This is a genomic window from Providencia sp. (assembly GCF_040396775.1).
In the GTDB taxonomy this organism is placed as follows: domain Bacteria; phylum Pseudomonadota; class Gammaproteobacteria; order Enterobacterales; family Enterobacteriaceae; genus Providencia.
Genome location: NZ_JBEBNT010000032.1, coordinates 1 through 23,847 on the forward strand (window position 1 = coordinate 1; position 23,847 = coordinate 23,847).

At 38.7% G+C, this 23,847-nt stretch carries 16 protein-coding genes and 1 tRNA gene; 12 read left to right on the forward strand and 5 right to left on the reverse strand.

What is annotated here, in order from left to right; all coding sequences use genetic code 11:
- Positions 1-1,026 (reverse strand): hypothetical protein (locus ABWP91_RS19425; RefSeq protein ID WP_353244639.1); only part of this gene is annotated, 1,026 nt, incomplete at its 3' end.
- Between the two features lie 630 nt (positions 1,027-1,656).
- On the opposite strand from ABWP91_RS19425, the gene ABWP91_RS19430 reads away from it, so the two are divergent.
- The 9 genes from ABWP91_RS19430 (at position 1,657) to ABWP91_RS19470 (ending at position 15,016) form a co-directional block, all read left to right on the forward strand.
- Positions 1,657-2,235 carry an inovirus Gp2 family protein gene (locus tag ABWP91_RS19430; RefSeq protein WP_502935829.1) on the forward strand — a complete coding sequence of 193 codons (579 nt, stop codon included), beginning with the start codon at positions 1,657-1,659 and terminating at the stop codon, positions 2,233-2,235.
- Between the two features lie 100 nt (positions 2,236-2,335).
- Positions 2,336-2,545, forward strand: coding sequence for a helix-turn-helix transcriptional regulator (locus ABWP91_RS19435; RefSeq protein WP_210782725.1), 210 nt, complete (start codon positions 2,336-2,338; stop codon positions 2,543-2,545).
- 1,032 nt (positions 2,546-3,577) lie between these two features.
- Positions 3,578-4,606, forward strand: a complete 1,029-nt coding sequence (locus ABWP91_RS19440) for a PD-(D/E)XK nuclease domain-containing protein (RefSeq protein ID WP_353244641.1) — start codon at positions 3,578-3,580, stop codon at positions 4,604-4,606.
- Positions 4,606-5,838, forward strand: coding sequence for a hypothetical protein (locus ABWP91_RS19445; RefSeq protein ID WP_353244642.1), 1,233 nt, complete (start codon positions 4,606-4,608; stop codon positions 5,836-5,838). The genes ABWP91_RS19440 and ABWP91_RS19445 overlap by 1 nt, the downstream gene beginning before the upstream one ends.
- Positions 5,831-6,487: a hypothetical protein gene (locus ABWP91_RS19450; RefSeq protein WP_353244643.1), complete on the forward strand. Its 657-nt coding sequence runs from the start codon at positions 5,831-5,833 to the stop codon at positions 6,485-6,487. Before ABWP91_RS19445 ends, ABWP91_RS19450 begins: the two co-directional genes overlap by 8 nt.
- Positions 6,488-6,749: 262 nt before the next feature.
- Positions 6,750-9,434 carry a DNA methyltransferase gene (locus ABWP91_RS19455; RefSeq protein ID WP_353244644.1) on the forward strand — a complete coding sequence of 895 codons (2,685 nt, stop codon included), beginning with the start codon at positions 6,750-6,752 and terminating at the stop codon, positions 9,432-9,434.
- A 66-nt stretch (positions 9,435-9,500) separates the two neighbouring features.
- Positions 9,501-11,507, forward strand: coding sequence for a DEAD/DEAH box helicase (locus ABWP91_RS19460; RefSeq protein WP_353244645.1), 2,007 nt, complete (start codon positions 9,501-9,503; stop codon positions 11,505-11,507).
- Positions 11,508-12,764 (forward strand): GIY-YIG nuclease family protein, encoded by a 1,257-nt coding sequence (locus ABWP91_RS19465; RefSeq protein WP_353244646.1) that lies wholly within the window; start codon positions 11,508-11,510, stop codon positions 12,762-12,764.
- A gap of 233 nt (positions 12,765-12,997) precedes the next feature.
- The gene (locus ABWP91_RS19470; protein WP_353244647.1) at positions 12,998-15,016 is read left to right on the forward strand and encodes an ATP-binding protein; all 2,019 of its coding nucleotides are present in this window, start codon (positions 12,998-13,000) and stop codon (positions 15,014-15,016) included.
- Between the two features lie 445 nt (positions 15,017-15,461).
- Here the strand turns inward: ABWP91_RS19470 and ABWP91_RS19480 are convergent, their stop codons facing one another.
- Both ABWP91_RS19480 and ABWP91_RS19485 read right to left on the reverse strand, forming a co-directional pair.
- A complete protein-coding gene (locus ABWP91_RS19480) occupies positions 15,462-16,715 on the reverse strand; it encodes a tyrosine-type recombinase/integrase (protein ID WP_353244648.1) in 1,254 nt (417 codons plus the stop codon).
- A gap of 316 nt (positions 16,716-17,031) precedes the next feature.
- Positions 17,032-17,116, reverse strand: a tRNA-Leu gene (locus ABWP91_RS19485).
- A 417-nt stretch (positions 17,117-17,533) separates the two neighbouring features.
- Here ABWP91_RS19485 and ampH point away from each other — a divergent pair.
- Both ampH and ABWP91_RS19495 read left to right on the forward strand, forming a co-directional pair.
- Positions 17,534-18,757, forward strand: coding sequence for a D-alanyl-D-alanine-carboxypeptidase/endopeptidase AmpH (ampH, locus tag ABWP91_RS19490; RefSeq protein ID WP_353244649.1), 1,224 nt, complete (start codon positions 17,534-17,536; stop codon positions 18,755-18,757).
- Positions 18,758-18,955: 198 nt separating this feature from the next.
- A complete protein-coding gene (locus ABWP91_RS19495) occupies positions 18,956-19,459 on the forward strand; it encodes a hypothetical protein (RefSeq protein ID WP_353244650.1) in 504 nt (167 codons plus the stop codon).
- Between the two features lie 55 nt (positions 19,460-19,514).
- Here the strand turns inward: ABWP91_RS19495 and lptG are convergent, their stop codons facing one another.
- Both lptG and lptF read right to left on the reverse strand, forming a co-directional pair.
- Entirely contained in the window at positions 19,515-20,591 is a 1,077-nt protein-coding gene (lptG, locus tag ABWP91_RS19500; protein ID WP_353244651.1) for an LPS export ABC transporter permease LptG, read from the reverse strand.
- Entirely contained in the window at positions 20,591-21,688 is a 1,098-nt protein-coding gene (gene lptF, locus ABWP91_RS19505) for an LPS export ABC transporter permease LptF (protein WP_353244652.1), read from the reverse strand. The genes lptG and lptF overlap by 1 nt, the downstream gene beginning before the upstream one ends.
- A gap of 339 nt (positions 21,689-22,027) precedes the next feature.
- On the opposite strand from lptF, the gene pepA reads away from it, so the two are divergent.
- Positions 22,028-23,539: a leucyl aminopeptidase gene (gene pepA, locus ABWP91_RS19510; RefSeq protein WP_219244848.1), complete on the forward strand. Its 1,512-nt coding sequence runs from the start codon at positions 22,028-22,030 to the stop codon at positions 23,537-23,539.
- Positions 23,540-23,847 lie beyond the last annotated feature (308 nt).

Below are 23,847 nucleotides of genomic sequence, written 5' to 3' on the forward strand. Positions count from 1 at the left end.
ATCTTTATCTTTATCTTTATCTTTATCTTTATCTTTATCTTTATCTTTATCTTTATCTTTAAATAACATTTTATATTGACTATCAATCAACATTTCTATCATTTTATTTAATGGCAATTTAAGACATTTTGCCATTTTAACTAACTTTTCTTTCCTATCTTTTTCAATATAACAACTTAATGCTGACTGATTTTCTCTTTCAGATCTAAGCTTTCTTTGCAAATAGGCTTTCCTCATATTTTGTATTAAATATTTTTTTTGTAGCAAAGTGGCATTCCATAACAATAAAGTGGCTATGATTATTAGGATTCTTTCCTTTAGCGAATTCTGATGGAAATATTCAAATACAGTCATTATATTTTTTATGCTTTTCGCCTGATAAATCGAATTCAACCCCATATTGACTACTAAATATTCAGGTGTGTTTTCGATTTTCGATAAATACTCCCATAACCATTCTGTATCACGTTCGTTAATTTCATGTAACCACATTGGAATATTTATTTTCTTTAATTCTTGAAAAGCAACCTCTTTCACACTGTTTAAAAATGAAATTTTTCTATTTTTTTCAATTGAGTAAGAATAGTCTATTACATTTAAAATAGATTGAAACTTTTCATTAACTGATATTGCATACTTTATACTGTCAGTAATATTTTTAGAAAAACCATGACCAAAAAGACTATAATTTCTTAATGAAATTTCCGCCCAAACATAATTTATAAAAATCGGGTTTTTATTTAGCCACTCTAATTCTTTAGAGTAAATAAATTCTTGTTCAGATTTATAATATATCTGCTTTGCTCGTCCAGCTGTAATATTCTTAAATGCTCCATCATTATAGAGCAACTTAAAATGATTGATATAGTGTTGTTTATCCAGAAGAGTTTCAGATTTATCATAATAAGGTAATTTATTAATGGAATTACTTTCCATCAACAAATTATGTATAAAAAACCTAACTAATCTTACACTAGATTCTTTTTCAAGCATTGGCAACAAATCTTGTGCACCATCTGTTCTCATCTCAACATCCTCAATTAATAAAGTTATGACTTATTTTTATATAATCTTGTCAACATCACGTCCATCACATGTCATTTTTATGTCTATATTACGTCATTCTCATGCATCAATCCAGATGTTTTATGGTGTTAAAAAAGTCCCTATAAATCACATTTATCAGGCAAAAAAAATCATTTTCATACTTTATCATACAAAAGATCTCGTTAATAAATACTATATGATTTAAATAAAAACCACTGCATATTGAACACTAGTTACTTGAGTTAACTCATTTTTTTAAAATGAAATAATGTAAGGGTAATTAAAATAACTTCAGAGAAGAAATGAAATCACACAACAATAAAACAAAGCCATATTAATAATAATTTTAATAAAGATACCAGCAACCTAATGTTGGTATGGTAATATATATTTATATTAATAGTGTAATGAGTTTAATCACTCTACATAAAGATTATGTAGAGTGATTAAACGAATAGTTATAGAGTATCATATCGACAGTCATACTTTAGCAATAATAGGTTTGATAATCCCCTATAGTTATTGATTAATGAAAATAAAATGTAATTAAATACATATCAACCATCTTATATGAAACACTAATTACCGTTAAATATAAGAGGTTAGATGATGTCAAATTATACTTGCAATTATTATTACGAACAAAGAATTAGTCATATGGTCAATAAATCACTCAGTGAGTTTAAACGATTATCTATTTTTAGAATTGATTTACGATTTCCTTATAACGACATTGATTACAAGAATGACCCCAAAGTGATTACTCGCTTTTTTGAATCATTAAAAAGAAGGATCATGGTTGACGTTAAAAATAAAAGCCATTTATGGGGACGGAATCTAAGGGTTAATGTAGATTATGTTTGGGTAAGAGAAGTAGGGCCGATTAATCAGAAAACACATTACCATATTGCCTTATTGCTAAATAAAGATGTTTATTATAGCACGGGTCATTATCATGAAGGTAATAATCTCGCAGCATTAATTATTAATGCTTGGGACAGTGCGCTAGGATTATTTAATAACCCTCAGAAAGGATTAGTGCAATTTTCCAGTTGTCACTACTTAGAACAAGAAAAAATTGGTTTTGAACAAGCCTATATCAATACCATGCAAGCATTAAGTTATCTTGCTAAAGATTACAGCAAACCTTATCACGATAGATTTCGTTGTTTTGGATGCAGCCAATAAGTAATTATTTACATATCTGGGATATGATTTGAGAAGTCATATCCCGATAATTATCTCGATATCACTTCTGCCTTTTCATTTCAAAGACAGGAGCTTCTAAATGAATAATATGAAAGTATCTTTACTAAATGACCAATTCGTTGATATGAAATTTATTACCGGCTTAACTGGATTAACGGACAAATGGTTTTATAAACAGATCCAAGATGGTAATTTTCCAAAACCTATAAAACTGGGGAGGAGTTCACGTTGGCTTAAGAGTGAAGTGGAATCATGGCTAAACGTACAAGTCGAAAAGTCGAGAGGATAGCCACACGCTAACATATTAAGCCGCTAGAGTATGTTATCGCTCATTTAACACAGCTCGTCTAGTTTTTCATCTTACTACGTTACATAACACCTCACCCCATTGAGTTTTTTAAAAAACGTGACGTTCTAATTTAAAACCGCTCATTAAAGTGGGTTAAATTGGTTATCAATACCTTAATTAATCCTGGGTATTTAGTAGATTCAGGTAAAACTTCACGAAACAAATTAAATTCATGTCTAAATACTACGAAGTAAAAAATGTACGTATTACCATGAATCGACATCATTTAAGTACGCAAAGAATATTAGCTCCAGTCTGGCTTGGCGTGTGAGGCTATATCAACTCAGTAACAAGTCACTAGTATTGAACAATTCGCGAAGAATGAAGATGAAAAGCTGTTATATCAAGCTGTAGCATGTGCTCTAACAAAATGTTCGAATGAATTTGCAGATGATGCCCCATGGAAAAAAAAACCTATTAATTTTAGAAAATCTAGGAAATATCATCCAAATAAGCCATCACCTAAAAGATAAATTAAGAAGTGGCCTGTTCAAGGGAATCGAAGGTCACTGATGCTACAGGGATAACTATTGTCGAGCGGGTCACAATTCAATTTATATTGACAGGAAAACGACACAAAAATTCATGTTAGAGGCGAAGTATGATTAAGAATCCATGTTCTTTCTAAGCATATAAAGTGGTTAACCCGCGATAATTAAGCCTCCCCCCTCTTATTCTTCAACATAAACTACCCAAGTTGTCTATAAGTAACGCTACATTGAATATTATTCAAAATAATGGTATCGCTGAAAACTTCGTAAAAATCATAAAGTGTGACAATATCAGTGGTATCTCCTAGAGAAATCCGCTAATAGTAGTGATAAATTTCGCGACATTATATGAACGACATTTGCACAATACATTTGAGAGGAATGGCCCAGCTATGATGCATATGTGCATTGCATCATTGTTGCTTGAACAATATACAGATAAAATGACTGTATAACTATCAAATAAATATGGATCAACCTTGTGGCAGAAACTAAAAATATTGATGAAATGGCTCACATCATTTCAGATAAGATCTTTACCGAATTAAAGTGGCAGTGGAACCACGATTATACAGACATCAACTGGCCTTGTTGCGATCCAGCACACGGTAAAAAAACACATCCTACTGATTTGGTCTTTTCTTATGTAAATCCATATACAGGATTAACCCAATATATACAAACAGATTTAAAGTCTTATCAGAAGTCATCTATCAGCCCACAAAAGATAGGAAATGCTATTAAAAGCCTTGCCATGCAAGTTAAGTGTGCACGTGATAGTACAGAATGGGCAAGATACTATCGCCAAGGTGAAACTCGTTATGGTTTGCATGGTATGCTTTTCATCTACAACAATGATGACCATTATGATACTGAATTACTGGAAACTATCGAATCTAACGCCACCCGAGATTTTGCACTACCAAAAGATTCTACACTCAGCATTTACTCACCTCGCCTTATTCGTTTTTTGATGACTGTAGTTGAAAACATCAAATCTCGCAGAGCAATTGAAGAGGATGAATCAGATGAGCGTGTTTGGCAAATGCTCCCTAAACGTTCTCAGTGCGGTTTTTATTATCCAGATAAACATAATAAATGCTCTGATGACTCTGTGAAACACCCTGCCACCAATGAAATGATCACATCTGGCATGTTACTATACGAATATGAACATCCTGTCTATAAAAAGAATGTGCTTAATATTTACTGGGATGAGGAAATCGAAAATGAAAACTACTTCATTTATCTGTTTGAATACATATTCAATTATCAAATGCTAAATGTGTTTGAAAAAGTCTACGTGATCACCCCATTTTCAAGTAAAGCTGCAGTGCATTTCAAAACAGCTCATAAACTTTACGAAGCCCAGTATGCGGTAACTGAAGCACAGCGTGACAAATTACATCGCATCAAACTAATCGGAATGGACACCGTCAAAACTACACTATTCCCTCTCCCTATTATTTTGGAAGGTGCTTGGCGCAATTTAGTTAAGGAAGGTATCTAATGCTAAAGTTTAAATCTACGATTTTTTCTGACGAAAATGATATCTATATTGCTTTGCAATCCAACAAAGCAAAGCTCTCATCGAATGCTCTACGAAAACTAGCATTCAAACGAGGTATAATCTATCCCGCATCACTGAATCGAGATGAGCTCATTGGTAATATTTCTGACCTGCCCTTTTCATTTTCACACTTAAAAGAACTCACTAATAAACTTACTCCTAAGATTAATCGAGATCAATACTCTGTGAAAAGGATAACTGGTGAATTTAAGTTATCCGAGCTAAATGATGTGGTTGAAAGGGTAAAGCAAGATCGCCCCAGATTTATTGGCGCGGAATACATCATACCTTCGCGTTCATTGCAGTCATTCTCCATTGAAATAGATTACACCGAATTTGATTTTACGCGTGGCAAGTATCAGCAAAAGAAACGTCACGGTGGATACATCCAATTTTTGGAAAAAAAGAACTATGTGTCTATTCAGTACACCTATACGAAGCGAATCAAAGATATACTGACAGCTATTATTAATACATATCGAGAAACTGTTAACAAAAATATAGTTGTCCAAGATGTTGACTTATCCGCTATCCTAAACGCTGACTTGCGAAATCAGTTCATGCTTGGCCTGTATGACACAACAAAGCCACTTCAATTTCTAGAGCTCGAAAAAGTTCGCGTAAGTAAAATCCTTTCTATCCTTGAAGAATCTGTTCTAGATGAAAGCGATACTTGTAATATTTCAGACGAAGAACGACTTGAAGATGACCTTGATAGTGACTTACTTGAAGATGACTTAGATAATCTATCAGTAAACTCTATTGATGTTGTGTCATTAACTGAGCCACAAAAAGATAGTAATTCCCGGATCGATAATGCACAGTTTGATGGTCAACTACTTAACGATTCTGATGAAGTCAAAAATTTATGTAACAGTAATTTTTATCGCAGCCGGATAAAATGGACATCAAAAGCTCTTTCTTTGAGAGGGAAGCCCAAAGTTACCTTTGAACTAGCTTTTGATGACAAATACCAAGCTAAGGACCTCAAATTTCGAATTCTAAGTAAAGAAGATATTATCGGTGATGAAGGAAAGCAACCAGTGGATGGAGCTGATTTTGATATCATCATTGGGCAATTAGAGGATATTATTTTTCAATCCCTGGATGCCGTTCTTGCTAAACATGAAAAAAGTAGTACGAGCGCTCAAAAGGGAGTATGCCATGCTTAAAGTTAAACTGTATCAAACTGGAAATTTCCTCAGTAAAACCACTTTCTATGATTGCCTAAGACAGAATCTATATTCTGATGAAAACGGCTGTGGATTTGAATTACTTGATGATAGTGAGAATAACTTTGTAGCACAGTTTATAGAGCGCACAGTAAGAAAACAGCAATTCGAACTTCCTGATGGAGCAATCTCGGAAATAGAAACTGTTTCTTATATCAAAGTGAAGTTTGGAATTAGATTTGATACGAAATACGCTTTATACATTATAAACCCTCCAAAGAACGTTAAATACGTCTTTGAAATGGTCAAACCTTTATTTGGCTCAAATAATGGACTTAAGCCTATTGACCTAGATTTAAAAAAGCTTCTGGAAATGCTTCATACCAAGTATGAATGTCTTATTAAATCAATGTCTTTATCTAATATTCAATGTGATGCCAATACTGTGGCAAAGACTAAAATCATAAGCACGAAAAACCTAAATTTATTCTATCTGAAAAATTACAGTAATACCTCCGCAGTTATTGACACAGTTCATATGCTAATAGATGATATTGATACGGAACTATCTAGAACTGGTCGTTTCCGTATTCCTGAACAAAAACTACAGACATTTTTGTACATACTTGACCATTTTCCCAGTGAGTAAATAATAGAGCCGTTAGAAATCCATCTAATGGCTTTTCATATGCTCATAGTCCTCTGTTTTACCGAACTTAAAGGTATCTATTAAGTCGGTGGATATTCAAATAAAATCGCCCCCTATTCTAAGTTAGCAACAAAAAACAGATTTTTTGGGTACTTAAAATTATGCATTTGATTAACTTTTTTCATCATAGTAAAGTTTCAATATATCGATACCTTTAATTAATTTAGCTAACTCATTAATTATACTCATAAAGAGATTTATAATGGCTGTCAATCAGGCAAATATTTTTGAACAACTAGAACACTTGACGAAAGAATTGGATCCTGATGAGTTTATCTATGGCTTTATGGCCGCTTTTAATTTTCCTAAAGCGACTATTACACAAGTACGACAAGGTAGTAGCCGTAATATAGCTAAAGAAACTGGACATGTAGGGCTAAAGAATAAACTCTATTTTCAAGGTGCTACTGTTAATTATGATATTGATGCTTTACTTGACGAGCATATTGCCAACCCTGTAATGACAAAAAATAAGATCCGTTTTATTATAGTTACTGATTTTGTTCGATTTTTAGCTTGGGACACTCTAAGTAAAGAACGATTAGATATTGAACTGGATGAGTTGTACAGCAACTATGGTTTCTTTTTACCACTAGTGGGTTTAGAAAAAGCAATAATTAATAGTGAAAATCCAGCAGATGTTAAAGCAGCTGAAAAAATGGGGAAGCTATTTGATCTTATTCGTATCAGCAACGACCTAAGTAAACCCGAAGATATTCATGCCTTAAACGTATTTTTGACTCGTCTACTTTTCTGCCTTTTTGCTGAAGACACAGGTATTTTTACATCAGGCCAATTCACTTCTGCTATAAAAAGTTATACAGAAGAAAGCGGTAAAGATCTTGATGTATTTCTCGAACAGCTTTTCACTGTACTAAATAGCGCTCCAAACAGTTCTAAGCGCAGGCATTTACCTACTCATATTGCTGCATTCCCCTATGTTAATGGTGGTTTATTTGCATCTGATGAACCTATTCCAGAGCTTGGAAAGAAAGGGCGAAAGATATTACTCGAATGTGGCTCCATGAATTGGAGTGAAATCAATCCAGATATATTTGGAAGTATGTTTCAAGCAGTCATTGATGTAGAGCAGCGTAGTCGTCTAGGCCAACACTACACCTCATATAGCAATATTATGAAGGTGATTAAACCCCTATTTCTTGAACCACTTGAAGCTGAATTAAATAAACAGGGTCGTAGCATCAAAGGATTAAAAGCTCTATTGGTACGTATTGGCAAAATTAAAGTTTTTGACCCAGCTTGTGGCTCAGGTAATTTCTTAATCGTCTCCTATAAAGAATTGCGCAAACTAGAAATGCGAGCAATAGAGACATTGAACCAACTTGAATCTGAAAGTTTCTCTTTAAGCGGGCTACATTTATCTCAGTTTTACGGTATTGAAATTGATGATTTTGCCTGTGAAATTGCACGTTTATCACTTTGGCTTGCTGAACACCAGCTTAATACCCAATGGGAAGCTGCCTTTGGTTCTGCTCCAGCAGCACTACCATTGCGTGACAGTGGAAATATATACAGCGGCAATAGTTTACAGCTAGATTGGGAACAGGTATGCCCTAAAGGATCAGAAGACGAAATTTATATTATTGGTAATCCACCTTTCTTGGGGACTCTAGGTCGCTCAGATGAACAACGCAATGATATGAAAAATACTTTCTCTGGGTTCAAAGCATTAGGCTATCTAGATTATGTAGCATGCTGGTTTTGGAAAGGAGCCCAATATATCCAAAATTCACGAGCTGAATTAGCACTTGTTGCTACTAATTCTCTTTGTCAAGGGGAGCAAGTCGCAACACTTTGGCCACCTATTTTTAAACTAGGGCTAAATATTCATTTCGCCTACCCGACATTTACCTGGTCAAATAATGCTCGTGATAAAGCTGCAGTTCATGTCATTATCGTTGGGGTATCATCTCAAGCTAAAACACGTAAGCTTTTTCATCTGGTAGATAATGAATGGCATAGCGAGTTTGTTAGTAATATTAGCCCTTATCTACTAGAAGGTAGCAATACTGTAATCACTCCAAGAACTAAACCTTTGATTAAAAATGTAATACCTCTTCTTTTTGGTAATAAACCTACAGATGGTGGGAATTTATTACTCGATCGTATTGAACGTGATGAACTATTATTAAAAGAACCAAAATCTGAATGCTGGATAAAAAAAATTCTTGGTGCAAACGAATTTTTAAATAGTAATGAACGCTGGTGTTTATGGTTAGTAAATGCTACTGATGCAGACTTACAAAAAATGCCACTAGTAAAAAAAAGAATAGATGCTATACGGGAACTAAGACTAAAAGCTGGACACCCTGCTGCTTTAAAAATGGCTAAAAAACCTCATCTATTTATGCAGATTAGTCAACCAACATCAGGGAATTACATACTTATACCTAGAGTTTCATCAGAAAGACGTACTTATATACCTATAGGCTTTTTTAGCTCAGAAATAATTTCTTCGGATAGAAACTTCATACTTCCCAATGGAACCCTGTACGAATTTGGAATACTAACATCCCTACTACATAATGACTGGATGCGTTTAGTCGCTATGCGACTAAAAAGTGATTACAGCTATGGTAATAAAGTTGTTTATAACACTTTCCCTTGGCCTGATGTAACCGAAAATCAACGTAAACAAATTGAAAGATTTGCCGAAGATATAATTCTGACTCGAGAAGAGTTTCCCGGCCATACATTGGCTGAACTTTATGACCCAAATAAAATGCCTGAGAGACTACTAACTGCTCATCAAGCTCTTGATAAGGCTGTTGATAAACTTTATCGCGACCGACCATTTAAAGATGCTACTGAACGTTTAAGTTGTTTATTAGCGCGCTATGAAGAATTAACTAAAAACGATAAATAAAGACCTAAGTTAACCTGCAAGAAATAGCTATAACACTCTAATCTCAATGAATTTTAAGGAACTGTGATGACGAATATACTGCATGTTGAATATGGGCAAACTGGACAAAGCGCTAGTCTAAATACCATGGGGATGCGTGAAATGCAGGCACGTGCCTTTAATGAACGCAATAACCAATATTTATTAATCAAAGCGCCACCAGCCAGTGGTAAATCACGCGCATTAATGTTCTTAGGCTTAGATAAATTAGAAAATCAACATCTGAATAAAGTGATTGTGGCAGTTCCTGAAAAATCAATTGGTGGCTCATTCCAAAATACCAAACTAACTCAATATGGCTTCTTTGCCGACTGGATAGTTAAGCCCGAAAATAATTTATGTATCGATGGTGGCGAAGATGGCAAAGTAAATGCTTTTACACGATTTATGTCTGGCGATGACTCTATTATGGTCTGCACCCATGCAACATTACGTTTTGCCTTCGAAAAATTAGCCATCACAGATTTTAATCATTGCGTGGTTGCTATTGATGAATTTCATCACGTTTCCGCAGATGAGGCTAGCCGTTTAGGTGGACTTATTGACGACCTAATGAAACACTCAACCGCGCATATCATTGCGATGACAGGCTCTTATTTTCGTGGTGATACTGTGCCTATTTTATTGCCCGAAGATGAAACCCTATTCACCAAAGTTACTTATACCTATTATGAACAGCTCAATGGATATCAATATCTAAAATCCCTTGGGATCGGCTATCATTTTTACCAAGGACGTTATATAGACGCTCTTTCCTCGGTTCTTGACGCCAGTAAAAAAACCATTATTCATATTCCTAATGTTAACTCTGGTGAGTCGACGAAAGATAAACATGGCGAAGTTGATGCAATATTGGATATTCTCGGCACAGTGGTAAAACGCGATCCAATAACAGGGATATATCATATTGATGGTAAAAATGGTCGCCAATTAAAAGTAGCAAATTTAGTCGATGACGATCCTACTGAGCGTCCTAAAGTTCAAGCTTATCTACGTAATCTTAAAACCGCAGATGATATGGATATTATTATCGCGCTAGGAATGGCAAAAGAAGGTTTTGACTGGCCGTTTTGTGAACATGTATTAACTATTGGTTATCGTAGTTCGCTAACTGAGATCGTGCAGATTATTGGTCGAGCAACACGCGATAGCGTAGGTAAAAAGCACGCTCAGTTTACTAATCTTATCGCTCAACCTGATGCTCAAGATGATGATGTCAGAACCTCCGTCAATAACATGCTTAAGGCTATCACGACCTCATTATTGATGGAGCAAATATTAGCACCTAGCATACAATTTAAACCCCGCACTCAATGGGATGGGCACCCACTTCCACCTAATACCTTATTAGTCGATGATAGCGTCAATGCGCCTGTATCTCAAAATGTGTTGGATATTCTGAACGGTGATAAAAACGAGATTATGGCAACACTGATCGCAAATGAGCAACTAGTAAAAGAGGCCATTAGCGAAATCATACCAGCAGAAACCATTACACAAGTTGCTTTACCTTCAGTGATCCAAACTCTTTATCCTAATTTAACCGAAGAAGAGCAAGAGCAGGTTAGACAAGGGATCTTACAAAGCATGTTAATTACGCAACAGGGCGGTTTGATTGAAGGGGAAGTGTTGCCCGATAATGCTTATATAGAAATAGGCAATGATAGTGATGAGTCATCAACTAATATTGCGAGTAAGCAGTTTATCAAAATGGGCGAAAAATTTCTGTGTATTGATAATTTGGATATTGACCTGATTGATGCCGTTAACCCCTTCCACGGTGCTTATGAAATATTATCTAAATCAGTCACAGCGCCTATGCTGAAAACTATTCAAGAAGCGGTGAGTGCCAATAAATCACAAATGTCAGAGGAAGAAGCAATTATTCTTTGGCCTAAAATCAAACAATTCAGACAAGAGTTTCAGCGAGAACCATTATTAAACTCCAGCGATCCCATTGAAGTCCGCTACGCTGAAACACTGGCATACCTGCGTAAAATGAAGCAGCAATCAATATCTACACAGGCTAGTTAAATGATCAGATTATCGACAAAACATTTAGCAGATAAATTAACACTCGATGATATCTTTGGCGAAGATGATGGTTTTGGGCTGCTTGATGTACAGCCCTTAAAGCAAAAAGTATCACCCATTGATTTAGCTGGAAATCAATTTGTCGAAATCGTTTCTTTTTATGAAAAAAATAATAGATTACCCAGTGAAACAGATGACTCATCACTTGAAGAAAAACGATTAGCGCGACGACTGCGTATTTTTAAAAATAATCCAGAACAGAGTAGCCAGCTACAAAAGCTTGATCAATATGGCCTATTAAAGCCATATAATTCGCAATCTCCTGATAGTAATTTCTCAGCAGAGCCCAATGTCATCGCTGAGATAAATAAATCTGAACTGGTTACTTCTTTAGACGATATCTTTGCTGACGACGATGACGGTTTGCTCGATTTCGCTGAACCCGATATTTTTAGTATGAAATATGTTTCAGCTGAAAAGAAAGAGCAACCCGACGAAATAGCTCAACGACATCCATGTGCTGATTTTCCAAAATTTGAGCCTTTATTCTACGCATTACATGATGGCCTGAAAAAAAATCATTTTTCTTTAGAACGCTTTACACACAAACTGAAAATCGCTGAAGGTGATTTTTTCATTCTTAATGGCTTACTTGGATACGTCTATACCGCTGGTGAGCGTCTTGACCAGTACAGTACTTACAATTCACGATTGCATCTCATATTTGAAAATGGCACAGAAATGCATATGCTTTATCAGTCCTTAACGCATGGGTTAGTGAGAGATAATGAAGGGCGTAAAGTTCTGCTAAATGGTCAAAAATTACAACTGTCAAGTGACCCTATTCCCTCAGGAGTAGTTTATATACTCGCAACTATGAGCACCGATCCTGTACTCACCCCTTATAAACAGAATCTTTATAAAATAGGCTTTACTGAAACAACAGTTGAGCAACGGATCAAAAATGCAGAAAAAGATCGCACTTTTCTAGAAGCTCCTGTAAGAATTGTATCAACTAGTCAATGTTTCAATCTCAACACGCAAAAACTTGAAAATCTAGTACATGGATTTCTTGCTGCTCGCAGACTTAATGTCACCCTAAAAAGCCATACCGGACAAATTTATACACCAAGAGAATGGTTTAATATTCCCTTATCTACTGCACTTTCCGTGATCCAATACATTGCAGATGGAACAATATCGCAATACCGTTTAGATAATACAACCGGAAAAATTCTTGCAAAAAATTTAAACTGAAATTAGCTATCGATATACTACTCATTGCTTGGAAATTTCACCTAGCTGTGAAATATTAAGCCTCAGTGAAGGCGGTTATGAAATTAAATGAGATCAAAATTTCTGCTGAAGAGAGAGATTCGCATAGGCGTAACCCGAAGTGTGCAGATTGTTACATTAGATTAGCTCATGCTCAGACTAGCGCTGCTACACAGAATTTCTCTGTAATAACGATTAAAGGGAGTAGTTGAGCTGTGAGTTTACAAACAAATTTAAAAGGCCGTTTACGAAACACTTCGCTGCCAAAAAATCACGGTTTAATGCCTGTATTCGAGGCTGTGGTAAACTCCATCCACTCTATTGAAGAGATGAATAATCTTCCTGATGGAAAGATCACTCTCCGTATTAATCGGGCCACGCAAGGCAGCTTAAATTTAGATGTAAAGTCTCAGCCGCCAATTATCGGATTCACCATAATTGATAATGGCTGTGGTTTTAATGAAATCAACGTTAAGTCATTTAAAACTCTCGATTCAGACCATAAAATTGACAAGGGATGCCGAGGTGTTGGTCGCCTGATGTGGTTAAAGGCATTTGATTTAGTTGAAATAGAAAGCCACTTTTTCGATATTAACAATAAACTTAAAAAACGCATATTTCGCTTCAATGATAAATTAGGAATTCATGGTGAAAAACTTGTTGAGGTCACATCTCAACAACCAGGTACGATTATTAAACTGATTAATTTTGATGAAAACTTTCGCAAGCAAGTTCCTTCAAGAGGCCTATCGATAGCTAACCAATTATTGGAACATATACTCTGGTATTTTGTGCGGCAAGGAAGTGCTCCTAAGATTCTTTTAGAGGATTTGGGCGAAATTTTTGACCTTGATAATTTACTCGAAGAGCATATGCATGCCAGCGCATTTATCGAAACTATTACAATTCGGGACCATCAGTTTGACTTAACTCATATCAAATTCCGTGCCTCCGTTAATAAAAAGCATCAGCTAGCACTCTGTGCCGCTAATCGACTTGTTAAGGAGGAATCTATACAAGGCAAGCTTCCTGGTCTCTACGCAAAAATATCTGACTCTTCCGGTGAATTCACCTATACCTGCTATGTATCTTCCGAATATCTAAATCAACATGTGCGCAGTGAACGAACTTCGTTTGATATTACCGAAGATGTTGAAGACATGCTCAACGAAGTAACTTTCAAAGATATTCGAGAAGCAATATTGGCTCGAACCAAGGAGTACCTGCAAGACGTTCTAACAAAAAATGTGTCCGCAGGAAAAATTAGAGTAGATGATTTCATCGACAACCATGCACCACGCTATCGCCCTATTGTAAATTATGTTCCAGAAGATTTACTGATCGTTGACCCTGAGAAGTCAGATAAAGAACTAGAGTTGCATTTACATACTCAGTGGTATGAGGTAGAGCGCCAACTGGTGAGCGAAGGCCACGATATCATGCTGCCCCAGAATAAAGAACATGTAGAAGAATATAAGGAACGACTAAGCGAGTACCTACGCAAAGCCGGAGATCTTAAAAAGTCAGATCTTGCCAATTATGTTTCTCACCGCAAGGTGATTATTGACCTTCTAAAAAAATCTATTGAGCGGCTAGAAGACGGAAAATACGCCCGTGAAGATATGATCCATGAACTTATCATGCCTATGCGGAAAGATTCCGGTGAGGTTTTCCTTGATTCCTGCAACCTTTGGTTAATTGACGAACGTTTGGCATTTCATAACTATTTAGCTTCAGATAAAACGCTCAACTCGATGCCTATCACTGGCAATAATTCTACAAAAGAACCTGATTTACTTAGCATGAGAGTATTTGATAACCCACTTCTTGTTAATGACCAAAGCAGCTTCCCACTTGCCGCCATTACCGTTGTTGAAATCAAACGGCCAATGCGAAATGATATGCGAGAAGGTGAAGATAAAGATCCTATTGATCAAGCACTAAGTTATTTAGAGCGGATACGTGAAGGGAAGGTAGCTACAAAGAATGGCCGCCCAATTCCAGGTAATAATGATATACCTGGCTATTGTTACGTTGTTTGTGACCTCACTGAATCTATGCACCGACGCTGTCGTCGGGGAAATTTGCGAATCACATCTGATGGGATGGGCTATTTCGGTTATAACGAACCTTCCCATGCTTATATCGAAGTGATTAGTTTTGATCAATTGGTGAAAGCTGCTGGAGAGCGTAACCGTGCATTCTTTGACAAACTTGGATTGCCATCTGCTTAGAGAGTCTGCTTCCCTTCACTTATTTTCGATATAATTTGCATGAAATCGCGAATATAATCCATTTTACAAAGCCATCTATACTCATTTACGTGCAGATGGCTATTTTAATTACTTAAAATTCACACTAACCACATTATCCAAGCTCCCCTCCAACTCATCCATGTAATCCGCATACCGCTGCATCATTTCTCTGTGCTCATCCATATGCTGAACATGGTTATATCTCGTTCTTACCTATATGTGCAAACCAGGTTTCAACCCATGCTAAATTAAAACCTTTCTCATGCAAGATAGTCCCCATCTCGTGGCAGAAACCATGCCCTATTAGCCCTCCCTCATACTCAAGCAATTAAATTACCTGATTTACGCTTTATTTACTGACCAGCTTTTGATGAGTATTTAGCAAGGTATTTAAAACTGTATCTGCATACCTCACACTATCTCATTACCCCGACTTAGCAAAAATAAAAGGTGAAATCTCCCTCTCCTTATTCGCATCCAGATAATCAGCCCACCATTGCACCATCAGCCGTCTTTCCTCGATATGCTCTGCCTTATGAATATAAGCAGCTCTTACTGAGTTGCGTTCTTGGTGGCTCATTTGGCGCTCTACTGCATCCTTCGACCATAGCCCCGACTCAATCAATGAACTACACGCCATTGTTCTGAAACCATGCCCACAAACTTCTGTTTTCGTATCATAGCCCATCACACGTAATGCGTTGTTTACCGTGTTTTCACTCATTGGTTTTCTGGGGTTATGATCGCCGATAAAAATCAAATCGTGATTACCGCTGAATTGATAGATCTGCTTTAATATCTCAATGGCTTGTCGGCTTAACGGAACTAAATGAGGTGTGCGCATTTTTGATCCACGATGGGAATGCTTAACCCCTTCTATCGCTTCGCGTTCTGCGGGGATCGTCCACATGGCATTCTCAAAATCTATTTCATCCCAACGAGCAAAGCGCAGCTCACTGGAACGAATAAAGACTAATAAGGTGAGTTTGACTGCAAGTTTAGTTAAAGGTCTTCCTTTATAATCATCAATGCGTTGTAAGAACTCGGGTAGGCGTTTAAGCTCTAATGCGGCTCTATGGACTCGTTTACCTGTCGCAACTGCACCAGCCATATCTTGTGCAGGGTTATAGTCGATTAAACCACTTTGTACTGCGTAACGCATTATGGCTGTCACACGTTGTTGTAAACGTGCTGCAACTTCAAGACGTCCAGACATCTCTACGGCTTTAATTGGTTCAAGGAGATCGCGAGTTTTTAGTTCGGCAATATTACGCTTACCAATTGCAGCAAAGATATTGTCTTCAAGACTTTTTAGCACTCGATGGCTATGCCCTTCAGACCACTTCTTATTGGTTGCATGCCAATCACGAGCAACTTTCTCAAAAGTATTGAATTCCTTTTGTTGTTCTTCCTTTAATTCTTTCTTGAGTTCGCGTGGGTCGATGCCTAGAGCAACTTGCTTTCTGGCAGCATCCCTTCTTTCTCTTGCATCCGCTAAAGAGATTTCAGGGTATACGCCAAAGGCCATTAAATGTTGTTTGCCGCCAAAGCGAAAACGGAAGCGCCAATATTTAGAACCATTGGGGTGAATATAAAGAAACAAGCCATCACTGTCTGTCAGTGTATAAGCTTTCTCTTCAGGTTTAGCTGCACGAACTTTTGTATCGGTTAATGCCATATTCTTTGTCCTCTTCACCCCAGAGTGAGTATATAAATAAGATATCTCAGATTACTGTTGATGATTTCGAGTTACATAAACAACTAAGTGTCTACGCCACAGGCTGCGCCTGCATTGCTTTAGCATCGGTAATTCGAGATACAATGAGTATACAAATATTATCGAAGCGAAGATATACTCAGATGTATACTCACACGGAGGTTGATGTGGGTTGAGTTAAATTGACATGCATTGACTGAAAACGCAGAGAAAGCCTTGCAAACACTGGGTTTTAGATACAAAAAAAGACGTCAGTTGACGTCTCTTGATGTTCTTATGGTGCCGAAGGCCGGACTCGAACCGGCACACCCGAAGGCGGTTGATTTTGAATCAACTGCGTCTACCAATTCCGCCACTCCGGCACTGAAGTGATGTGTTTCTTGGAAAACGCTGCCATTATACTTGCCTTGTGTCCACTGGCAACACTTATTCGTGCTGGAGGTGATTGTTCGATTAAAAATAAAGCATATTGAACAATAATATTGGGATCGAGTGGGAAAGCTTCTTTTGTTTATATATTGATTAATGAGTATGTTAGTTTTTTGCTAATTATTTTTATCGTATCCATGCTTGGGTGGCTAGCGATAGACTATTATTTTTGTTAGTTTAACCGCAATCTAATGCAATGTTGAAAGGCTTTATCATGGGTTTTGTTGGATGGATAGCGACAGGGGTCGTTATTGGCATCTTAATTGGTGCAATAATGCGAGTTTTCGCTAAGAAAAAATAAGATTGGCTGAAAAGCCACTTGCAAACAATCATATCGGCTGGCTCCAAACATGAAGAAATCATTTCTAAAAATTCTGTCTGTATCCGCGTTGTCCCTTGCTTTAATGGCATGTTCAACCAAGACAGAAAAAACACCTAAGTTTCTACAAGGTAATGATGTTGAATCCTCAGATTGGCAGGTTTTTGAGGGAGATAGAAGGACTTACGAGCGCGTCGCTAAGATTGTCGATTTATATGCTAATCGTATTTTTAATGAAAGTGATGCGCGGGGTATGGCGATTATCGTGATTGATAATAACCAAGCGTTATCCCGTTATTATGGGGAAACAGCCCCGGGTAATGGAAAAAAACCCGGCCCGAATTCATTAATTCGTATCGCATCAGTGACCAAATTAATGACAAGCGAAATACTCATTAAGCTTGAGCAAGACAAAAAACTGCTGATTACTGACCCACTTCAACAGTATGCTTATCAAGGTGTCACTGTGCCTGATAACGCCAGCGGGCAGCCAATTCGCTTATATCATCTTGCTAGCCACACCAGTGGTTTACCCCGTGAGCAGCCCGGTGGAAAATGGGGTCGCCCTGTGTTTATTTGGCCGACACAAGATAACCGCTGGACATGGCTAAAAACAGGCAAGTTAGATGCAACTCCGGGAACTGAAGCCTCCTATTCCAACCTTGCTTACGATTTATTGGCGGATGCGATGGTAAAAGCCACAGGCCAGCCATATCCGCAATTATTTAGTCACTATGTGACTTCACCTGCGAAGATGACAGACACCACTTATACGCCAAGTAATGCACAATGTGCTCGTTTAATGGAAGGCACGAAACCAAGTCCTTGCCATAATACCCTTGCGGCAGCTGGCAGTGGTGGGGTGTATTCAACGCCAGCTGATATGCAAAAATGGATGCAGCAATTTTTATCCACCGATACCAACTTGCGTAAAGCGACCGCAGCACGGGAACAGGGTATTTACTTCCCTCGCGAAAAACTGCTAGAAATTAAAGGGATGGATGTTGCTGGCCATGCTGACGGGTTAGGCCTTGGTTGGGTTTATATGAAACCGAAAAATGGTATTCCCGGCATTTACCAAAAAACCGGTGGAGGTGGTGGGTTTAATACCTATATGGCGATGATCCCACAACAAAATATCGGCGTTTTTGTGGTGATGACACGCAAAGATAGCAGTAAATTTAGTAAGTTAACGGTTGGAGTTAATGATTTAGTTGCTTCTCTTTCATCTAACCATGCGTATGGGAAACATTGAAAGGGTACCGTCGACGCTTTACAGGCAATGGCGAGCTATACCCCTACTCTGAAACGCGGGTTTACCCGTGTGCTTGCGTTAATTGCAACAACAGCCTGAGCGGGTCAGGCTGTTTTTCCTTTCAGCGCTTTGTGTAATACCTCGTCCAATCTAAACGATATTCTTAAACCCTCTTCGGCTACAAAGACAGGATTTAAGATGAAAATCGCTTCTTTTTTATTACCTCACGTACTTCGCCCCAGCACCACTAAGCAAGGAAAAGTCTCTGAATTAGTGCAGCTGCTTAGAAAAATTCATAATCACCAATGTGCTTTTCCTACCCCTAAAAAACCCGACAATATCGAGATAGATCTTAGCCAATTAGATTATAACCTTTTAAAAACAAATAAAATTAAGCTGAAAGACACAAAAGAATATAAACAACTAGTCAATGATACACGCCAGCAAGTGTGGAAAGAATTCGCAAAAAAAGAGTGGGCAAATGCCTATCCTATGCAGAAATCCTATACAGCCAATGGCGGCATTTTCTCTTATGCGCAGCAATTAGCCAATAGAAGCGGCTCGAACGTTATTGGTGTTAAGGGGGAATATATTGGTTCGTCAGAAGGAAATAAGAAGCAATACATCTTATTTCAGCCACAAAATAAATTACTCGAAATCATCAGCAATTTAGGTAATTATTTTCTGAGTAAGTGGCAATAAAAGAAAAAGGCTGTGAAATCCGAAGATCCACAGCCTTTTATCAACAATCAAATAATTATTTTCGTTTAACTAACAAGACGATACTGACAATTAAGAACAGTAAACTCGGTAATATAGCAGCAATAATCGGTGGAACGGAATAGACAAGACTCCAGTTACCAAAGCCTTGGTTTAGCACGTAAAATAAGAAGCCCCCGACAATCCCTGATACCACTCTTACACCCATTGGTACTGTGCGTAATGGCCCGAAGATAAAGGAAACTGCCATTAACATCATGACCGCTGCGGATAACGGAGCTAAGATTTTTTTCCACAAACTCAGCTCATACACTGCCGCCACTTGGCCGCTTTCTTTTAGGTATGAGACGTATTGATACAGCCCGCGAATTGATAGCGAATCCGCACTCAATGAGACAATCCCCAGTTTTTCAGGGGTCAGGTTGGTTTTCCAATCAACGGTAAGCCGTTGTGAACCTGTGATTTTTTTCTCGCTGCTTAAAATCGACTCGTCCACTTGTGATAATACCCACTGCTGATTAGCCGTATCGTATTCACCACTTGAAGCAAACATCACCGATTTTAATTTTTGTTGTTCATCAAAACGATAAACGGACACGTCTTGGATCGACGTTGAGTTATTGATACGCTGAATATGAATGAAATCACGACCATCTTTCGCCCACATTCCTTCATCTGTCACCACTAATGAATTACCGACAATTTTTTCTGCGCGATAATTTCGAGCCCATTGTTCACCCGCAGGCGCGACCCACTCACCGATAAACATCGCCACGATCACCAATGGGATTGCGGTTTTCATCACAGACAGGGCGATTTGCAAACGCGTAAAGCCGGAGGCTTGCATCACCACCAACTCACTGCGCGAGGCCAGTGCACCAAGCCCCATTAAGGCACCTAATAGTGCTGCCATCGGAAAGAAAATATCGATATCTTTTGGCACGGTCAGTAAGGTGAACACCCCTGCACTCAGCGCGGTGTAATCACCATCCCCCACTTTGCGAAGCTGCTCGACAAATTTAATGATCCCAGACAGCGAAACCAATAAAAATAGCGTCACCAAAATGGAATTTAGGATGGTTCGCCCGATATATCTATCTAAAACTCCAAACATCAAGCAGCCCCTTTACTCAATTTAAGACGCATGCGGCGCATTGGAACCGTGTTCCACGCATTGAGGATCACTGCCAAAACCAAATAGCCTAGATTTACCGCCCACATAGTATAACGCGGGTCAATATCGCCTTTATCAGCGCTATTGCGCAAGGTACTTTGCAGCAAGAAGAAAATGAGATATAGCAGCATTGCTGGCAACATACTGAGCACGCGCCCTTGGCGCGGGTTCACTTCACTTAATGGCACGACCATCAAGGCCATAACCACCACAGAGAACACAATCGTTAAACGCCAGTGAAACTCGGCATTGACCTCTGGGGTATTTTCATCCCACAGTTGCAGCATATTTTTTTGCTCAACACGGTCACTACGCGTTTCACCCGATTGATGATCCACAATCGCTTGGTAGTTCACAAAATCAGTAATACGGAAATCACGTAATAATGCGGTTCCTTCGTAGCGAGTTCCTTCATTAAGAACAACCACTTGGCGACCATCAGGGTCTTCTTTCATGTAGCCGCTATCTGCGACGACAACCGAAGGACGTTGTTCATTCGCTGCACGCAATTGAGCAAGGAAAACATTTTTGAAATTATTCCCTTTAACATCACCAATATACAACACGTAGTTGCCATCTTTGGTGGTTTTAAATTGCCCTTCCACCATCGCCGCAAGACCCGGGTTTGCTTTCGCATCCGCAAGCACTTGTTCTTGATATTGTGATGACCATGGCAACATCCATGTAATATTGGCAATCGCGACCATCGCTGTGATTGCAGCAAGGACTAACGCGGCTTTGACTAACACACTTTTGCCCAAGCCACAGGCATGCATCACCGTAATTTCGCTTTCAGTGTAAAGTTTACTGTATGTCATCAATAGCCCAAGAAATAGGCTTAAAGGCAAGATAAGCTGCGCCATTTCGGGCACACCCAACCCCAACAAAGGAAGTACTAAGTTTGAGGGAATATTACCCTGAACAGCTGCGCCCAGAATGTCTATCGACTTCTGGCTAAAAAAGATTAGCATCAATACAAAAAGTATGGCTAACTGACTTTTCAGGGTTTCCCGTACCAAATATCTAATAATGATCACGCTTATTACGCCTGTGAAAACTTGTCTTTTGGGAAGAAAATGGCTAAGTTCGTTAAATGTCTGCCATTTACTAACATATACTCTGGTTTATTGTATGGCTAGAATGATATAAAAGCATTCTCTATACTGATTGAAATATCAGAATATGCTTAATATTCGTGAAACCAGATATACTTGCCATACTTCACGTTGTTTCGCGATAAACAGCATACAACGTGAGTTATTTCGCGTATAGGTGGTTAGTTTAACATAAAGAGTTTATTCTCTATGAGGTAGATCATGCGAAACGCTAATTCTAGCGGGAGCATCGGCCTTTGTCTTTAAGATTCAGGAGAACGCATGGAGTTTAGTGTAAAAAGTGGTAGCCCGGAGAAACAACGCAGCGCATGTATCGTTGTCGGTGTCTTTGAACCACGCCGTCTGTCCCCAATTGCTGAACAGTTGGACAAAATTAGTGACGGTTATATCAGCGCCCTGCTGCGCCGTGGCGAACTTGAAGGTAAAGTAGGTCAATCCCTGCTACTCCATCATGTGCCTAACGTTCTGTCTGAACGCATTTTACTTATTGGTTGTGGTAAGGAACGCGAGTTAGACGAACGTCAATTTAAACAAATTATTCAGAAAACAATCAGTACTCTGAATGAAACAGGCTCAATGGAAGCTGTGTGCTTCCTAACTGAATTACATGTAAAAGGCCGCAATAACTACTGGAAAGTTCGTCAAGCCGTCGAAACAGCAAAAGAATCGCTGTATGTGTTTGATCAACTGAAAAGTAATAAAACAGAACATCGCCGTCCACTACGTAAATTGGTGTTTAATGTACCAACACGCCGTGAACTGACCAGCGGTGAGCGTGCAATTTCTCATGGTCTGGCTATCGCCTCGGGTGTTAAAGCCGCTAAAGACTTGAGCAATATGCCGCCAAATATCTGTAATGCAGGTTATTTAGCTTCTCAAGCACGTCAATTAGCAGACCTTTCAGACAGCAAACTGACCACTCGCGTGATCGGTGAAGAGCAAATGAAAGAGTTGGGCATGAATGCCTATCTGGCGGTGGGCCAAGGTTCACAAAACGAATCGCTGATGTCCATCATGGAATACAAAGGCAATCCAGACCCAGACAGCAAACCAATCGTTCTACTAGGTAAAGGGTTAACCTTTGACTCAGGAGGTATTTCAATCAAACCTGCCGATGGCATGGATGAAATGAAATACGATATGTGCGGCGCCGCGTCTGTTTATGGTGTGATGCGCTTTATCACTGAGTTACAGTTGCCTATCAACGTGATTGGCGTACTGGCTGGCTGTGAAAACATGCCGGGTGGGCGTGCTTATCGCCCAGGTGATATTCTCACGACCATGTCAGGCCAGACTGTTGAAGTATTAAATACCGACGCAGAAGGCCGTTTGGTGCTGTGTGATGCGCTGACCTATGTTGAGCGTTTCGACCCTGAACTAGTTATCGATATCGCAACCTTAACGGGTGCGTGTGTAATTGCTTTAGGTAGCCACTACACAGGCTTGATGTCAAACCACAATCCGCTAGCCCATGAGCTGTTAAATGCGTCTGAGCAAGCGGGTGACCGTGCATGGCGCTTACCGTTAGCGGATGAATATTTCGACCAAATTACGCCGAACTTTGCGGATTTAGCCAATACGGGTGGTCGTCCTGCTGGGGCAATCACTGCCGGCTGCTTCTTATCTCGTTTTGCAACCAAATATAACTGGGCGCACCTTGATATCGCAGGAACAGCATGGCGTTCAGGCGCAGCGAAAGGGGCAACGGGCCGCCCTGTTTCTATGTTAGCGCAGTTCTTATTGAACCGTGCTGGCTTAAATGGTGACGAATAATCCCGTTTAGTGACAGAGCTGTACCTTGTCCGTAAAAATATCCCGATGAGCAATAGCGATTCGGGATATTGTTTTTTGGTTTTCGCTACACGCATAAAGCCATTTTGAGGCAGCTACAAAAAAGTATATAATTCAGCGTAGGTATAATCTTGCGCTGACCGCTAAATAAAGCGTCGCCAACACCCCTACAAATTTAAGTATGGCATTTTAAGCTATACCCTAACTAGTTGAATTTGTAGGTAGATGGCAAGTACTTGAGGCCTTAGGAGCATACAAAAGTATGTGACTAAGGTGAAAGCGCGAAGCCA

Excerpts from the sequence above, each read along its gene's own strand:
- lptG (WP_353244651.1), bottom strand. The coding sequence starts at position 20,591 with ATGTTTGGAGTTTTAGATAGATATATCGGGCGAACCATCCTAAATTCC.
- ABWP91_RS19465 (WP_353244646.1), top strand. The coding sequence starts at position 11,508 with ATGATCAGATTATCGACAAAACATTTAGCAGATAAATTAACACTCGAT.
- ABWP91_RS19435 (WP_210782725.1), top strand. The coding sequence starts at position 2,336 with ATGAATAATATGAAAGTATCTTTACTAAATGACCAATTCGTTGATATG.
- ABWP91_RS19455 (WP_353244644.1), top strand. The coding sequence starts at position 6,750 with ATGGCTGTCAATCAGGCAAATATTTTTGAACAACTAGAACACTTGACG.
- ABWP91_RS19460 (WP_353244645.1), top strand. The coding sequence starts at position 9,501 with ATGACGAATATACTGCATGTTGAATATGGGCAAACTGGACAAAGCGCT.
- ABWP91_RS19480 (WP_353244648.1), bottom strand. The coding sequence starts at position 16,715 with ATGGCATTAACCGATACAAAAGTTCGTGCAGCTAAACCTGAAGAGAAA.
- pepA (WP_219244848.1), top strand. The coding sequence starts at position 22,028 with ATGGAGTTTAGTGTAAAAAGTGGTAGCCCGGAGAAACAACGCAGCGCA.
- ABWP91_RS19495 (WP_353244650.1), top strand. The coding sequence starts at position 18,956 with ATGAAAATCGCTTCTTTTTTATTACCTCACGTACTTCGCCCCAGCACC.
- ampH (WP_353244649.1), top strand. The coding sequence starts at position 17,534 with ATGAAGAAATCATTTCTAAAAATTCTGTCTGTATCCGCGTTGTCCCTT.
- ABWP91_RS19450 (WP_353244643.1), top strand. The coding sequence starts at position 5,831 with ATGCTTAAAGTTAAACTGTATCAAACTGGAAATTTCCTCAGTAAAACC.
- ABWP91_RS19445 (WP_353244642.1), top strand. The coding sequence starts at position 4,606 with ATGCTAAAGTTTAAATCTACGATTTTTTCTGACGAAAATGATATCTAT.
- ABWP91_RS19430 (WP_502935829.1), top strand. The coding sequence starts at position 1,657 with ATGTCAAATTATACTTGCAATTATTATTACGAACAAAGAATTAGTCAT.